Genomic DNA, 13,837 nt, shown 5'->3' with positions numbered 1-13,837 from the left:
TGACATTGATATATCCATTATAAATCCCTCCCAACTAATGTTTCTAAATATTTATAAAGCCTTTGTGTTACACGATTTTGTTTTGCAACTGCTTCACTTCTTTCTCCAGACAAGCCGAACAGAGTATAATGCGGGCTTGAGTATATTATTCTTGCTTTCGATTGACTGCGTTCGATCAGATCGATAAGTGCAGACTTTCTGCACAGATCTTCTTTAAGTTCATCCAGATTAAGCGGCATAGCGAACCTCCCCATTAATTGCATATACATTATGGAAGTATAGTGTAGTTACTTCTTCAAAATTCTGATCCAGGTATTCAACCGGATTTACCTCGTATGGTTCCTGATCGTCAGCAACATGAATATTATTGCCTTCCATCCAAATCAATACCTTTTCCACTGTTACTGATACAGCTACTTCTCCAGAAGCATAATAGAATTCTATTGTATCAGTTTCTTTTATCGTTGCTGTTTTGCTATCTAATGCCGTGGCCGAAAAATCGACATCACTTGCATTAATTGAGTTTTTGGTTACTTTTGCCATTGTTGGTTGCTTTTTTAGTTGGTGATCAATAAGGCCTCTGTTTACGTTCGAAGGTGGCAGAGGCTTATTTTATTCTTTCGACAATTACAAAACCCTTATCGGTTTTACTGTCTTCTTCAAATTCAGCATCGGGCATCTGAAGCTTCACATCTCTACTTTTAATTGGAGATACCGTTTTTTTATATTGCTTTGGATATTTAAACTTCTCCCCGACATTTGTTGATGTAAATTCTTTGACCCAGGAAAACTTTTCTTCTGGCGGCTGTACGATTCTGATTTGCTCCATTTATATTTAGTTGATTAGTCCAGTTTTTGTAGCGTAATAAACCAATTGCGCTTTGTCATACAGACCGGTTTTGTTTTTGATATTCACCTTATGAGCCTGTACTGTGTGATAACTCACCTTTAGATCGGTGGCAATATTTTTATCCGGAAGAAGAATTCTCTTCATCACCTCCCTCTCTCTGATCGTGAAGATGTCCGGACTAAAATCAATTTTCGGAATACCATAGTTATTAATTACTAGATGGTTCATGGTAGTTAGTATTATCTATTTTTGCGTTAATGTTTATATTGTACCTTTGTTTCTGTTGTACAATACAAATGTAAAGCATTACTTGTCAATTGACAAGTGTAAAGTTTACTTATAAACTAATTATTTTTTAAATGTCTGATTATCAGGGAGAAAAATTTCGTTTTTATCTTAAACAAATTGGATTAAGCGTAAATAAAGTAGCAGAAATACTTGGAGTTTCCAGACAGGCTGTTTACACTTTCTTTAAAACGTCAAGTTTACAACGCGAAACAGTAGCTAAAATAGTTGACAAGCTCAATGTTTCTGAAGAAGAGATTTGGGGGAAGGATTCTGCTAAACTTGAAGCTTTACCACTTCGTCTTGCAGATCCATACGGTTTTGATGCAACCAATGAAAAAATTTATAAGCTGCCGGATGAAAGTTTAATTATGCAGGTACCATTAATAAAAGAGAAAGCTTACGCAGGCTACCTTGTCGGGTTTGGAGATAAAGAATTTTACGACGATTTGGAAACAATCCCTTTGCTCGTTGATGGCGTACATCGTGGATCCTATATTGCTTTTGAAGTATCTGGGTGGAGTATGGTTTGCTATGATACGGATGAACTTGCTGATTTAAGTATTCGACCAGGAAGAATAGCTATAGGCCGGGATATTCCTAAGGACAAATGGAAATACAGGCTCCATACACACACAACCGACACATGGGTGATCGTACACAGAACGAAGGGAATTCTAATAAAGCAAATTACAAGGCATGACGTAGAGAATGGGTTAATTACAATTCACTCATTAAATCCCGAATTCAAAGATGAAGATCTTGATTTAAGGGATGTCGAGCAAATTTTCAGCGTAGTTCAAATAATTAATAAAAAAAGATAAAATGAAAAAATCAATTTTAACACTTCTCGCATTACTTCCTTTTTTTGTATTTGCACAAAAGCAGGACACGGTCATTTTTAAAGGAGCAAGTAAAATGATATCCACTAACAATAAAGATGCGCAAGATAACTTTAGATTTGCTGGATCCTCACTAATATCATTAGGATATGATATTGGTCAAAAAGACACAGATTTTTTTCAATTTACAACTGCACCTGTTAAGATTGAAGGGATAAATTATATTCGCCAGCTGATTTTTCAAGTATCAACAAAAGATAATGGGATTGTAATAACACCTAAAACCAAGCGGCTCAACAACGTGATTGTTATAACTGGAATATCGACAGAAAATATGCTGGAACCATTTGTTTTTGGAAAAGACAAGATTTCAAAAGACATTGGTGAAAAAATGATGAAAATTGCTCAAAAACTCGGTGGGAAAATCACATATTCAGAATAAGGATAATTTCGTTGTGACTGCGGTGGAACGCCGAAATATTATGTCAAAAGTATACTCAACGGTGATGGAGATACTTTATGAAAGTCCAATGTATGGATGCAGCCTATGGCCGAAGAACGGTTTTATTCCGGGTTCGTTTCCAGCTCTAAATAGGTATGGGAACTACAAATTAGATTTTATTACAGTGAATGTGATTGTAAACCGAGCCTTTGGTTACCAAAAAATAAGATTTAATCTTTGGAATAAAACTTATGCACGGGGAGTAAAACAGCATAATCTATTAGATCTGATATTTGACCATACAGAAAAAAATGGTATTTATTTCAAACTTGAATATCCAGAAATCACAACATTAATGGGACATGAATACGAATACTGCGTGATGGGGACGTTTGATTTGAAGTTTGAGATACAATAAACAAATTTTGAGCTAACGAATTTAACAATCACAAATTTTGACAAACAATAAATGAGACCAACCAAGAACATAAATAAAGTCAACGAGGCTGATCAGAAGCAATTAAATAGGTTTCTGTATTTTATCAGTAAATATGTGGGAAAAAATCAAACCGCTGTCGCTGAATCTTTGGGTGTTACCCAGGCGTACTATTCCTACATTGCAAGCGGCAAAAGGAGAATCAGCATTGCTATTTTAGCCAAGCTAAAGGAAAAATATAAGTTAAATATAAATTGGCTTCATACTGGATTAGGCGGCGAGGTATTTCAGAATGATCCTGATAAAAAACCACAATCCACAGTAGGCAAAATTATTGATCTGCAGGCGTCTATCGACGCAGCTCATAGAAAAATTGATATCCTTGAAGTCAATCTAAACCAAGCTTATAAATTGATCCAGCAGCTTGAAAGCAGATTAGATAAGGCAGGACTATAGTAATGCTATCAGTGCTGCCTGAATAGCGTCAACCTTACTCCAATCTTTCTTAATATACTTATCCGTAACCCTATTCGCTTGATTTTTATGATTCAATACCTCTGCAACATCATCAACAGAAAAACCGCAAGTATTTCTAGCTTCTGTACCAACAGTATGCCTGGCTGAATAAAAATCAATATATTCCAAATTTTCTCCATCCCTATCATTCAGTAGATCTATTATCTGACGCAATCCCAAGGCAAGACCTTTGTTTAAATATGTGTTATGCTTATACCTTTCACTCAGCCTCCCTATATGTTTCTCTAAAATGGGGCGCACTTCATCAACTATTTTTACACTAAAGACAGCCTTATCAGATCTTCTCCCAGCTGTTTTAGATCTATTATATGTTAGTCGCTCTCCCTTAATGTCACTTGCTTTTAGTGAATAAAGATCAATAGCGTTTATCCCACATAGATAAAATGAAGCCATATACAAATCTCTGGCAAGTTCAGCGGTCCCACCTTGAGGAACTTTGCAATCCCTAATTGATCGAATGATTGATATTGGAACGGCTCTCTTTTCTGTCGATGGTTCAGTTCCATACTTGTATTTAGAAAATGGATTGTTAGCAATCCTAATTATACCTGTGTCTTCATCATTGTAATGCTTTCTGGCTGATCCAAAAAGCAAACGGAATGATCTCATATGGTAAAATATGCCCGTATCGTCCATGCCTTTACTCTGAACAATAGACTTTGTATTTTGCCGGATCATTCTAACTTGCGTCCTTGGATTTCTTAACCAACTTTCATAACCTTTTAGGAATATGGAAGTGATTTCATTTGTCGGCAGGTATTCGCCGTGGTAATCAACTAAATTATTTATTACCGCTTGAAAAGTGCCGGCATATGATTGCCTATTTTCCTCTCTAAGTTCATTAACGCGTTCCCGCCCATATTGGATAAAATTAATATTACGATCGATTTCTTTTGGTTTAGTAAGAAGTTTCCCTAAGTCTTGTACGGATAGATGATTTATCTTGTCACCAAGTGAACTAATCTTCTTTCTGTAATCTGCTAATTCCATTGTAAGTAAGGCAAGCAAATCCTTATCCTTTATCGTGTAGTCTTTCTTCAGTTGGGCATCTACCACGAAATGTGAGGTACTTAGATAAGTCCTTTTTTTGTTGTGATAAATCATGAGTTTAACGTTATATTGTCCGTTCTCTTTTTTATGATGCTTGAATACTTTAAAATCAATGTTAGCCATAAGGGAAATTCTGTAGCACAATTGTAACAAAAAATCGAATAAGTTGAGATAAGTTTTTGCTAAAACTATGCTACATGAAGTTCGGATATTTTCATTCAGGTACCTCCCAATGCTATCTTAACGCTAAAAAAATGCCTCTAAGTGCATTAATTTAGGTTCGTGAAAATTTGTTTCAAAATGATCAATTCTTTTTATACAAAGAAGAGTTGATCCAGAAAATAGAAATGGCCAAAGGTATTTTATCTTCAAACTATGCAGAACCACCCACCATTAAACAACTTTCCAGAATGGTAGCACTTAATGAGTTGAAACTGAAAAACAGTTTCAGAGAAATTTGTGGTACAACGATTTACAATTATGTAATCCGTTTCAGAATGGAAATTGCGGCACAATTGCTGAAAAGTAATGAACTAACTATCGGTGAAATTTCTACACGCACGGGTTATAGCAGTCCGTCTCATTTTATCACTGTATATAAAAAATATTTTGGCGATACGCCTAAACAAAGCATGTTGAAATTGCATTGAATATTGCAGGTTTCCTTTCTAAATAATAAAAAAAAGCCAGTAAATCACTGGCTTAATTTTATTTTTTAGCGGTTTCCCGTTTTGCTCTAACGTATTGATTTGGCCATTCTATATCATCGCCAAGTATTTGTGCGGCATGAGTTGGGAAATAAGCATCTCTTAAAGATTCTCGTGCAATAAAGATTAAATCGGCTTTTTCCTCTTCCAGAATCTCTTCTGCCTGATGTGCATCTACAATAATACCAACTGCGCCGGTACGAATCCCGATTTCATTCCGGATTTTATCTGCAAAAGGAACCTGGTAATTTGGCCCTGCCGGGATAAAAGCATCGGCAACATTCCCGCCTGATGAAACATCAATCAAATCAACACCTTTATCTTTTAACACTGCAGAAAGCAGCAAAGAATCGTTTTCATTCCATCCGCCTTCTGTCCAGTCTGTTGCAGAAATACGCACAAAAACAGGCAATTCTTCTGGCCAAACAGATTGTACAGCTTCCACCACATCTATAACCAAACGGATGCGATTTTCAAAACTGCCGCCATAAAGATCGGTACGCGTATTGCTCAGCGGACTCAAAAACTCATGTAAAAGATATCCATGTGCAGCATGTATTTCCACAACTTTATAACCTGCAATTTTTGCACGGATGGCGGCATCTCTAAACGCCGCAACAACTTGCTGAATTTCATCAATGCTCAGTTCGCGTGGAGCAACTTGCCCGGCTTTAAAAGCAATGGCAGATGGACCAACAGTTTCCCAGCTGTTTTCCCCTTCAGCAATTTGTTCGCCACCATTCCAAGGCACATCACAACTTGCTTTTCTCCCTGCGTGCGCCAATTGAATGCCCGCTACAGCTCCGTTTTCATGAATAAAAGAAACAATTTGTTGTAGTTTTTCGATGTGTTCATCTTTCCAGATGCCTAAATCGCCATAAGAAATCCGCCCGTTTTTGGTCACAGCAGTTGCTTCCTGAATGATTAATGCGGCGCCACCAACAGCGCGGCTGCCTAAATGAACCAGGTGCCAATCGTTGGCGAAACCATCTGTGGCAGAATACTGGCACATCGGCGAAATTACAATCCTGTTTTTTAGTGAAATGTCCTTTAACTTTAAAGGCGTAAATAATCTCGACATATAACTTTGATATTTGATAAAAGGTGCGAAACCGTCTTTATCTTTGTGTTTAACTTATAATTTTTATTGTTTATGAAAGTGGTGCATTTCTTTTGGTAATGATTTGATCTAATGCAAAAGTATTGTGTTGCAGGTAAGCCAGTAATATAGATAAAAATGCAACATGAATAAGTTGCGAGGGCAATGCATCCCAATTTTCGATCATTGTGGTGCCAAAAATCAATGCAAGCGAAACCGCTCCGGCCAAAAGCAAACCTTGCCTGGTAAACAAACCTAAAATAACCATTAAGCCAGAAATAAATTCTAGAACCGGAAGCGCATAACTAAAGGGGAACACCAAAAAATCAGGCAATACAGACTTAGAAAATTGTGCCATCATCCATTGGCTAAAACCAGAAAGTTTAGGTAAGCGCACCAATCCGTGGCCAAAAAAGCTTAAACCAATAGCCAGTCTGGCGAGTACAAAAGCGTTTCTTTTTTCCATATCAATAGCTTCTATACAAACATACAATCTCTGCGCAAAGGATGTTTGAATTCAACTGATATGAAACCTAGATTTTACAAAGGCGTTATAAAGAGGTTTAAAATTTATTTTAAAGAAAATTTGCAGGTCTGAAATTTCTGAATTACATTAGTGTATTATTTAACTAGTACAGTATAAAATGATTAAAATTGACAATCTTAATTTCTGGTATAGCAAAGGGAAACCGCTATTTAAAAACCTGAGCATGCAACTTAGTGCCGGCCACATTTATGGTTTATTGGGTAAAAATGGTGCTGGAAAATCTACATTATTAAAAAATCTGGCCGGTTTGGTTTATCCGCAAAGCGGAAGCCTGATGGTTTTGGGATCAGATCCGCGAAAGCGACAGCCAGAGTTGCTCTCTAAAATCTGTTTTATACCAGAAGAATTTGATTTACCGCCCGTAAAAGTTAAAACCTACCTAAAAGCAAATACACCATTTTTTGAAAATTTTGACCATACTTATTTCAATAGATTGCTTTCAGAATTTGATATACCGGATGATCATTCGTTAACCAATATGAGCTACGGACAGAAGAAAAAATTCATTATTGCGTTTGGATTGGCTACACAAGCAAACCTGATTATTATGGACGAGCCAACCAACGGATTGGACATCCCTTCGAAAGCACAATTCAGAAAAATTATGGCTTCTGCGTTAACGGATGATCGTTGCATTATCATTTCAACACATCAGGTACGTGATTTAGATAATTTGATAGATACGATTATCATGCTGGATGATAACGATGTTGCGCTGCAAGCGTCAGTTGATGAGATTACCGAAAAATTAACTTTCAAAAGAATGGATCAGGTAGACAATACGGTTATCTATGCAGAATCCTCCTTGTCGGGATATCATGCAATTGTACCCAATTTTCATCAGGAAGAAAGTAAACTGGATATTGAGTTGCTGTTTAATGCGATTTTGACAGATAAAAACAAATTTAAACCTTATTTCAATTAACGCCATGAATAATATCTTCAACTTTAACCGATTTAGATTACTTGTAAAAAGACAGTGGCTGGATTTTGGCAAAATTTACCTTATTAGTCTGGTGGTTTTGGCAAGTGTAATTTGTGGTTTTTACTTGTTCTGCATACCAAGAGTATCGCAAGGCGTGCCACCAGTAAATCCCGATGGTTATCTCGATCTAAAATTCAGATATCCGTTATTTGTAATTGTCGGGTTTCTATTCATCACCATAATTTCAAGCAGTTATTTCAGCAGTTTCGGACAAAAATCGCGTGCAATTATCGAGCTGATGGTACCTGCATCCATTTTTGAAAAGTTTTTAACCGCTATATTTTATACCGCAGTTTTATCCATTTTCAGTTACGTGTTGATCTTCGGCATCATAGATTTTGCATTTGGGAAATATATTGTGATGAGCTTTGCAGATCACCAATTCGAATTAAGCAATACATCAATTAAAGTTTCTGATCAATATCATAATTTCAAATTCACCAGGGTTGCATCCCATATCAATTACAAAGAATTTTGGCCATTAACATTTATGCCCTTTTTTGCTACCAGCTTATTTCTTTTGGGTTCTATCTACTTTAATCGTTTCCACTATATCAAAACGGCAATATCTGTCTTGGTTTTTTTCTGGGCTGGCGGTTATATTCTGTATCAGGTGATGAGTAAAATTAATGCTCAATTTAATTATCAAGGCCCAATAGTTGGCCAGAAAGGTATTTTTATTATAGTTTTCTCAGGTTCAATATTGGTCACTTTTTGGATTTGGTTTATTGCTTACGTCAGACTTAAAGAAAAAGAGGTATAATAATGGAATTTAAAGATACCAAAGCAATTTACCTTCAAATTGCAGATTATGTTTGTGAACATATTCTTCTAAAAAAATGGGATAAGGAGGAAAAAATCCCATCGGTAAGAGAGATGGCCGTAGAGCTTGAGGTAAACCCGAACACAGTTATGCGTACGTATGAGCTTTTACAAAACCGCGAAATCATTTTTAATAAAAGAGGCGTTGGCTTTTATCTTACAGAGTTTAGCGTCAAAAATATAATGGAATTTAAAAAAACGCAATTCATTAACGAAGAACTGCCTAGTCTTTTCCGGAATATGTATCTCTTAAACATTGATTTTGATGAATTGCAAAATCAATATGCTGCCTTTATTAAAGAAAACTTTAACGCCTAAATCATGAAAAGAAGCAATAAATTATTGATAATCACTGCCATACTTGGCCTGCTAATTCCAATTTTAATTGTCACGATTGCCAGTGCCGTTGCACCTAAAGTGCCGGAACAGCAACTGAGCACTGAAGAATTGATCAAAACCAAAAAATATACAGATGAGATCTCTGGCTTTAGTAAAATTCCATTAAATAATGCATTTAAAACGATTACATTATTGGGTACCCACAATTTGTACATCGAGATTTATTTAATAAAAAGTAATGATGCTGGTATTCGGGTTAAAAGCAACATGCAAAAAAATATAACTACGAAAACAGATGCAAACGGACAATTGCTTATTACGGTTAACGGCGTGTTGGAAGAAGAACAAAATGGTCAGTATGGAGGTATAATTGCTATTTATGGCAAGCAGATCAGCGATATTACGCTGAATAAGGCCGAAGGAATTTCTATCATCACCAAACAGGATTCACTGGTACTCAACGGAAATGATGTGGGGCGAATCACACTACAAGGTTATCAAAGCATATACAAAAAAAATGAAGGGGTAAATTTCATTTCCGGAAACCAGATTAAACATATTGTTGCGTATTTGAAAAACAGTCATCTTGTTGCAGATCAAATTTCTTGTGAGAGTATGAATTTAGATGTACAACAATCTTCTATAGAATTAACCGGAAACCGATCTTTTTCCGATATTCAAAATCTGATGGTTAGGACGAACGGAAATTCAGGCTTAAATATTGAAAAAACGAATATCAAATCCATTAGCGGGCAGATTTCAGATTCTACGGTACTCGTAGTGCCCACACCTTATTTAAAACAGCTTTTTCAAAACAAATAGAATACAGACAAATAATCTGGCTTTGGGCCAGATTGTTTTTTCGTTTGCGTTAAACTAAAGTAATCAAGCGGTATTATTTTAGTGAAACACTGTTCATAATTTAATTTAAGTGTTAAATTGGCCGGATTGTCAATAACAACAACGAATATGAAAAGATTCTTTTTGCTCATAATTGCCTTAGTAATCATTTTGAATATTGCAAAAGCGCAGAAATTGGATACTTTATCCATCACTTTAGAAAACGTTAAATATCCATATGCGGTAAAATATTTTCCAATTCATACAGAAGGACAAGATATTCGTATGGCATATATGGATGTTGCACCAACCAGCACGCCGAATGGCAGAACAGTTATCCTTTTCCATGGTAAAAACTTTGGAGGATATTATTGGGGAAATGTAATTAAAGCTTTAACTACAAATGGTTTCAGAGTTGTTGTACCAGATCAGATCGGTTTTGGTAAATCGTCTAAACCTTTTATTCACTACAGCTTTCATCAAATGGCAAGTTGGAATAAACAGCTTTTAGATACGTTGGGCATACAGAAAACTGTTGTATTAGGCCACAGTATGGGCGGAATGTTGGCTACACGATTTGCTTTGATGTTTCCAGACAAAACCGAAAAGCTATTACTGGAAAACCCAATCGGATTGGAAGATTATAAAACATTTGTTCCATATGCAAGTACAGAACAACAATATCAAACCGAACTCAAAACAACTGCTGAAAGTGTTAGAAAATACTATCAAAGTTCTTATTTCACTTACTGGAAACCCGAATATGAAAGCCTGGTAAATGTTGCTGCCGGTGTTACTTTTAGTGCAGATTACCCACGTTGGGCAAAAGTGGCGGCAATGACTTTCACAATGATTTATGAGCAACCGGTGGTGTATGAATTTCAAAATATCCGTGTACCAACTGTATTGTTTATAGGTAAAGAAGACAAAACAATTGTTGGCAAAGGATTATTAACCCCAGATCAGCAAGCGATACATGGCCAATATCGTTTTTTAGGAAAACAAACAGCGGCCAAAATCCCAAATGCGAAAATTATAGAATTTGATGCCTGTGGCCATATTCCACATATAGAAATCCCAACAGAGTTCTTAATTGCTTTAACCGGAAGTTTATAAACGCATTGCAGCGAAAATCAGCAGAATGTGGCGTATGTCTACATTTCTTTTTGATTGGCACAAATACAAACAAGTGCAAACTAGTCTTTTAGGTATAAATTTTATTTTGGCACCATTGTGTAACGATACCATGCATAGTTACACAGATTAAAAATTAAAATTTATAGATATGAAAAAGTTCATTTTATCAGCTACGTTCATCGCTCTTGCAGGATTAACAGCAGCAAACGCTTCAGAAGTAAAAGATTTTAAAACTACTGCAATTGTTGCAGTTCAGGATAGTTCGGTTAAAACACCGGTTAAATTAGAAGAATTGCCAGAAGCAGTAAGCACTGCACTTAAATCTGATGCATACAAAGGTTGGTCTGCAACCGAAGCATGGGCAGTGAAAGATGGTACAAAAGAGTACTATTTAATCAATGTTAAAAAAGAAACAGAAACTGGTTCTGTAAAAATTGACAAAGACGGTAAACCCGTAGAATAATATACCAACTAAATATTACCTATTTTAAGAGAGGTCGGCATTGCGCTTACCTCTCTTTTTTATATCTGGTATTTCGCTATCGCGGATAAATGATCCTCCACGCGTAAGCTCCATTTCATCTCCATCATTATGGTATACTCTAGTCTGCGTAAAAATTATTTCTAACACTACTTAGCAAATTGAAGCCAATAACCACAATCTGTGGAGAAATTCTACACATAATTTTAACTCCTAAATAAATAAAACACTGATAATAAGGTTTTTAATATTTATTTCTCTTTTGGCATCATTATGAACTTATACCTGGCATAGTAACACAGATAAATAATTAAATATTATAGATTATGAAAAAGTTCATTTTATCAGCTACGTTCATCGCTCTTGCAGGATTAACAGCAGTAAACGCCTCAGAAGTAAAAACATTAAACAACACTGCAATTGTAGCAGTTCAAGATAGCGCAGTAAAAACTCCGGTTAAATTGGAAGAGCTGCCAGAACCCGTAACTACGGCACTAAAATCTGACGCTTACCAAGGTTGGACCCCAACTGAAGCTTGGGCAGTTAAAGATGGAACAAAAGAATATTACCTGATCAATGTTAAAAAGGAAGCCGAAACCGGTTCTGTAAAAATTGACAAAGACGGTAAACCCGTGCAATAACCAAATCTTATAATCAGCCCTAAGGCATAATTAACATCAGCACAATCTTCGGATTGTGCATACATTAAATTTACAACCATGAAAAAATTAATTTTATCAGCAGCATTCTTCGCAATCGCAGGAATCACTGCAGCAAATGCATCAGAAGTTAAAACATTAAATAATACTGCAATTGTAGCCGTTCAGGATAGCGCAGTAAAAACTCCGGTTAAGTTGGAGGAATTGCCAGAACCAGTAACAACTGCATTAAAATCAGACGCTTACAAAGGTTGGACACCAACTGAAGCGTGGGCAGTTAAAGAAGGTACAAAAGAATATTACCTGATCAATGTTAAAAAAGAAGCCGAAACCGGTTCTGTGAAAATTGACAAAGACGGTAAACCCGTACAATAACCCTAAATATTACATCTACCTAGTATATGAAAGGCCGGTTTTTTAACTGGCTTTTCGTATTTTTGTTACATGGCAAAAATCTTGATTTTAGAAGACGACACAACATTTGCTCAATTACTTGAAGGTTTTCTTACCAAAAACAAGCATGAAATTACGCTCGTAACCCATATTAAACAATCTTTCAAAGCAATAGAATCGCAAGAGTTTGATCTCTTACTGATCGATTACCGTTTGCCTGATGGTGTTGGTCTCGATGTTTTATCTCATGTGCGCGATAAAGGTTTGAGTACTCCGCTCATCATTATGACCAGTTTTAACGATGTTCGAACTGCCGTAAAATCGATGCAAATGGGTGCATTTGATTACATTACCAAACCGGTAAATCCTGATGAACTTTTAATGGTGATCAGCAATTCCCTTTCTAAAAAGGATGTGGTCAAAGCAGAAATTAAGGTTGAAGAAACCGATCTGATTAAAGGTAAAAGCGATGTTGCCGAAAAACTTTACGCACACATTAACCTGGTTGCACCTACAGATATGTCTGTCATTATTCAGGGTGAAAGTGGTACTGGAAAAGAATTTGCTGCACGTACGTTACACCAGCAAAGCAAACGCGCAGATAAACCTTTTATCGCCATAGATTGTGGTGCACTTTCTAAAGATTTAGCCGCAAGCGAACTTTTTGGCCATATTAAGGGTGCTTTCACTGGCGCTTTAAATGATAAAAAGGGGCAGTTTGAAGCCGCTGACGGGGGCACATTATTTCTGGATGAAGTTGGAAACCTGAGTTACGAAGTACAGATTAAATTGCTCCGTGCTTTACAAGAACGCATTATCCAACCTTTAGGCAGTACCAAACAAATTGCTGTAGATGTAAGAATTATCACGGCAACAAATGATGATTTAGCCAATAGCATACAACAAGGGGAATTTAGAGAAGATTTATACCATCGTTTAAATGAATTTAAAATTCAACTTCCGCCTTTGCGTGAACGTGATGGCGATCTTGAACTTTTTATTGACCACTTTGTACAACGCTCAAACAGGGAACTAAACAGGCAAGTAAGCAATATTTCTAGTGAAGCAAAATCTTTGCTGATGAAGTATGACTGGCCGGGTAATTTACGTGAACTTGGAAATGTAATTAAACGAATGGTATTGTTAACACCTGGAGAAACCGCAGAAATTTCGGCTTTGCCAGATGAAATGATGATATCTGTGCATCAACAAACCGCACCCGGAAATTCTTCTGATCTTAAAGCTGCAAATGAGTTTAATGAAAAGGCGTTGATTTCTGAAACTTTAATCAAGGCCAAATACAATAAATCCAAAGCTGCAAAAATGCTCAATATTGACCGAAAGACTTTGTACGCAAAAATGGAACGTTACGAAATTGAGTAAACA

21 protein-coding genes are annotated in these 13,837 nt (G+C 36.3%); 14 read left to right on the top strand and 7 right to left on the bottom strand.

Annotated elements, in window-relative coordinates; all coding sequences use genetic code 11:
• Positions 1 to 228: 228 nt before the first annotated feature.
• The 3 genes from ACJVDH_RS00165 to ACJVDH_RS00155 form a co-directional block, all read right to left on the bottom strand.
• The gene (locus tag ACJVDH_RS00165) at positions 229 to 543 is read right to left on the bottom strand and encodes a hypothetical protein (RefSeq protein ID WP_443945557.1); all 315 of its coding nucleotides are present in this window, start codon (positions 541 to 543) and stop codon (positions 229 to 231) included.
• 64 nt (positions 544 to 607) lie between these two features.
• Positions 608 to 829 (bottom strand): hypothetical protein, encoded by a 222-nt coding sequence (locus ACJVDH_RS00160; RefSeq protein ID WP_443945556.1) that lies wholly within the window; start codon positions 827 to 829, stop codon positions 608 to 610.
• A gap of 6 nt (positions 830 to 835) precedes the next feature.
• Complete coding sequence (locus tag ACJVDH_RS00155; RefSeq protein ID WP_443945555.1) at positions 836 to 1,078, bottom strand: response regulator transcription factor; 243 nt, start codon at positions 1,076 to 1,078, stop codon at positions 836 to 838.
• 131 nt (positions 1,079 to 1,209) lie between these two features.
• Here ACJVDH_RS00155 and ACJVDH_RS00150 point away from each other — a divergent pair, with 131 nt between their 5' ends.
• The 4 genes from ACJVDH_RS00150 to ACJVDH_RS00135 are packed head-to-tail and all read left to right on the top strand — an operon-like array spanning position 1,210 to position 3,311.
• Complete coding sequence (locus ACJVDH_RS00150; protein WP_443945554.1) at positions 1,210 to 1,959, top strand: LexA family transcriptional regulator; 750 nt, start codon at positions 1,210 to 1,212, stop codon at positions 1,957 to 1,959.
• 1 nt (position 1,960) lies between these two features.
• Entirely contained in the window at positions 1,961 to 2,419 is a 459-nt protein-coding gene (locus ACJVDH_RS00145; RefSeq protein WP_443945553.1) for a hypothetical protein, read from the top strand.
• Positions 2,394 to 2,837, top strand: coding sequence for a hypothetical protein (locus ACJVDH_RS00140; protein ID WP_443945552.1), 444 nt, complete (start codon positions 2,394 to 2,396; stop codon positions 2,835 to 2,837). The genes ACJVDH_RS00145 and ACJVDH_RS00140 overlap by 26 nt, the downstream gene beginning before the upstream one ends.
• A gap of 51 nt (positions 2,838 to 2,888) precedes the next feature.
• Complete coding sequence (locus ACJVDH_RS00135) at positions 2,889 to 3,311, top strand: helix-turn-helix domain-containing protein (RefSeq protein ID WP_443945551.1); 423 nt, start codon at positions 2,889 to 2,891, stop codon at positions 3,309 to 3,311.
• Here the strand turns inward: ACJVDH_RS00135 and ACJVDH_RS00130 are convergent.
• Complete coding sequence (locus tag ACJVDH_RS00130) at positions 3,306 to 4,565, bottom strand: phage integrase SAM-like domain-containing protein (protein ID WP_443945550.1); 1,260 nt, start codon at positions 4,563 to 4,565, stop codon at positions 3,306 to 3,308. The genes ACJVDH_RS00135 and ACJVDH_RS00130 overlap by 6 nt on opposite strands.
• A gap of 167 nt (positions 4,566 to 4,732) precedes the next feature.
• Between ACJVDH_RS00130 and ACJVDH_RS00125 the strand changes: the two genes are divergently transcribed.
• A complete protein-coding gene (locus ACJVDH_RS00125; protein WP_443945549.1) occupies positions 4,733 to 5,092 on the top strand; it encodes a helix-turn-helix transcriptional regulator in 360 nt (119 codons plus the stop codon).
• 58 nt (positions 5,093 to 5,150) lie between these two features.
• On the opposite strand, the gene ACJVDH_RS00120 is transcribed toward ACJVDH_RS00125, so the two are convergent.
• Both ACJVDH_RS00120 and ACJVDH_RS00115 read right to left on the bottom strand, forming a co-directional pair.
• Positions 5,151 to 6,230, bottom strand: a complete 1,080-nt coding sequence (locus tag ACJVDH_RS00120; RefSeq protein ID WP_443945548.1) for an NADH:flavin oxidoreductase/NADH oxidase — start codon at positions 6,228 to 6,230, stop codon at positions 5,151 to 5,153.
• A 70-nt stretch (positions 6,231 to 6,300) separates the two neighbouring features.
• Positions 6,301 to 6,714, bottom strand: a complete 414-nt coding sequence (locus tag ACJVDH_RS00115; RefSeq protein ID WP_443945547.1) for a DoxX family protein — start codon at positions 6,712 to 6,714, stop codon at positions 6,301 to 6,303.
• A 178-nt stretch (positions 6,715 to 6,892) separates the two neighbouring features.
• Here ACJVDH_RS00115 and ACJVDH_RS00110 point away from each other — a divergent pair, with 178 nt between their 5' ends.
• The 6 genes from ACJVDH_RS00110 to ACJVDH_RS00085 all read left to right on the top strand — a co-directional run bounded on the left by ACJVDH_RS00110 (position 6,893) and on the right by ACJVDH_RS00085 (position 11,381).
• Positions 6,893 to 7,720, top strand: a complete 828-nt coding sequence (locus tag ACJVDH_RS00110) for an ABC transporter ATP-binding protein (RefSeq protein ID WP_443945546.1) — start codon at positions 6,893 to 6,895, stop codon at positions 7,718 to 7,720.
• Between the two features lie 4 nt (positions 7,721 to 7,724).
• Positions 7,725 to 8,543 carry a hypothetical protein gene (locus tag ACJVDH_RS00105; RefSeq protein WP_443945545.1) on the top strand — a complete coding sequence of 273 codons (819 nt, stop codon included), beginning with the start codon at positions 7,725 to 7,727 and terminating at the stop codon, positions 8,541 to 8,543.
• A gap of 2 nt (positions 8,544 to 8,545) precedes the next feature.
• The gene (locus ACJVDH_RS00100; RefSeq protein ID WP_443945544.1) at positions 8,546 to 8,920 is read left to right on the top strand and encodes a GntR family transcriptional regulator; all 375 of its coding nucleotides are present in this window, start codon (positions 8,546 to 8,548) and stop codon (positions 8,918 to 8,920) included.
• 3 nt (positions 8,921 to 8,923) lie between these two features.
• A complete protein-coding gene (locus ACJVDH_RS00095; RefSeq protein WP_443945543.1) occupies positions 8,924 to 9,763 on the top strand; it encodes a hypothetical protein in 840 nt (279 codons plus the stop codon).
• Between the two features lie 147 nt (positions 9,764 to 9,910).
• Positions 9,911 to 10,897: an alpha/beta fold hydrolase gene (locus ACJVDH_RS00090; RefSeq protein ID WP_443945542.1), complete on the top strand. Its 987-nt coding sequence runs from the start codon at positions 9,911 to 9,913 to the stop codon at positions 10,895 to 10,897.
• Between the two features lie 169 nt (positions 10,898 to 11,066).
• Positions 11,067 to 11,381, top strand: coding sequence for a hypothetical protein (locus ACJVDH_RS00085; protein ID WP_443945541.1), 315 nt, complete (start codon positions 11,067 to 11,069; stop codon positions 11,379 to 11,381).
• A 24-nt stretch (positions 11,382 to 11,405) separates the two neighbouring features.
• On the opposite strand, the gene ACJVDH_RS00080 is transcribed toward ACJVDH_RS00085, so the two are convergent.
• Complete coding sequence (locus ACJVDH_RS00080; RefSeq protein WP_443945540.1) at positions 11,406 to 11,549, bottom strand: hypothetical protein; 144 nt, start codon at positions 11,547 to 11,549, stop codon at positions 11,406 to 11,408.
• 176 nt (positions 11,550 to 11,725) lie between these two features.
• On the opposite strand from ACJVDH_RS00080, the gene ACJVDH_RS00075 reads away from it, so the two are divergent.
• From ACJVDH_RS00075 to ACJVDH_RS00065, 3 genes are all read left to right on the top strand, one after another.
• Positions 11,726 to 12,040, top strand: coding sequence for a hypothetical protein (locus ACJVDH_RS00075; protein ID WP_443945539.1), 315 nt, complete (start codon positions 11,726 to 11,728; stop codon positions 12,038 to 12,040).
• A 78-nt stretch (positions 12,041 to 12,118) separates the two neighbouring features.
• Positions 12,119 to 12,433, top strand: a complete 315-nt coding sequence (locus ACJVDH_RS00070) for a hypothetical protein (RefSeq protein ID WP_443945538.1) — start codon at positions 12,119 to 12,121, stop codon at positions 12,431 to 12,433.
• A 69-nt stretch (positions 12,434 to 12,502) separates the two neighbouring features.
• Complete coding sequence (locus tag ACJVDH_RS00065) at positions 12,503 to 13,834, top strand: sigma-54-dependent transcriptional regulator (RefSeq protein WP_443945537.1); 1,332 nt, start codon at positions 12,503 to 12,505, stop codon at positions 13,832 to 13,834.
• The last annotated feature ends 3 nt before the right edge of the window (positions 13,835 to 13,837 follow it).

Source organism: Pedobacter terrestris, assembly GCF_052343045.1.
In the GTDB taxonomy this organism is placed as follows: Bacteria; Bacteroidota; Bacteroidia; order Sphingobacteriales; family Sphingobacteriaceae; genus Pedobacter.
This window is presented reverse-complemented; position numbering and strand designations above follow the sequence as displayed.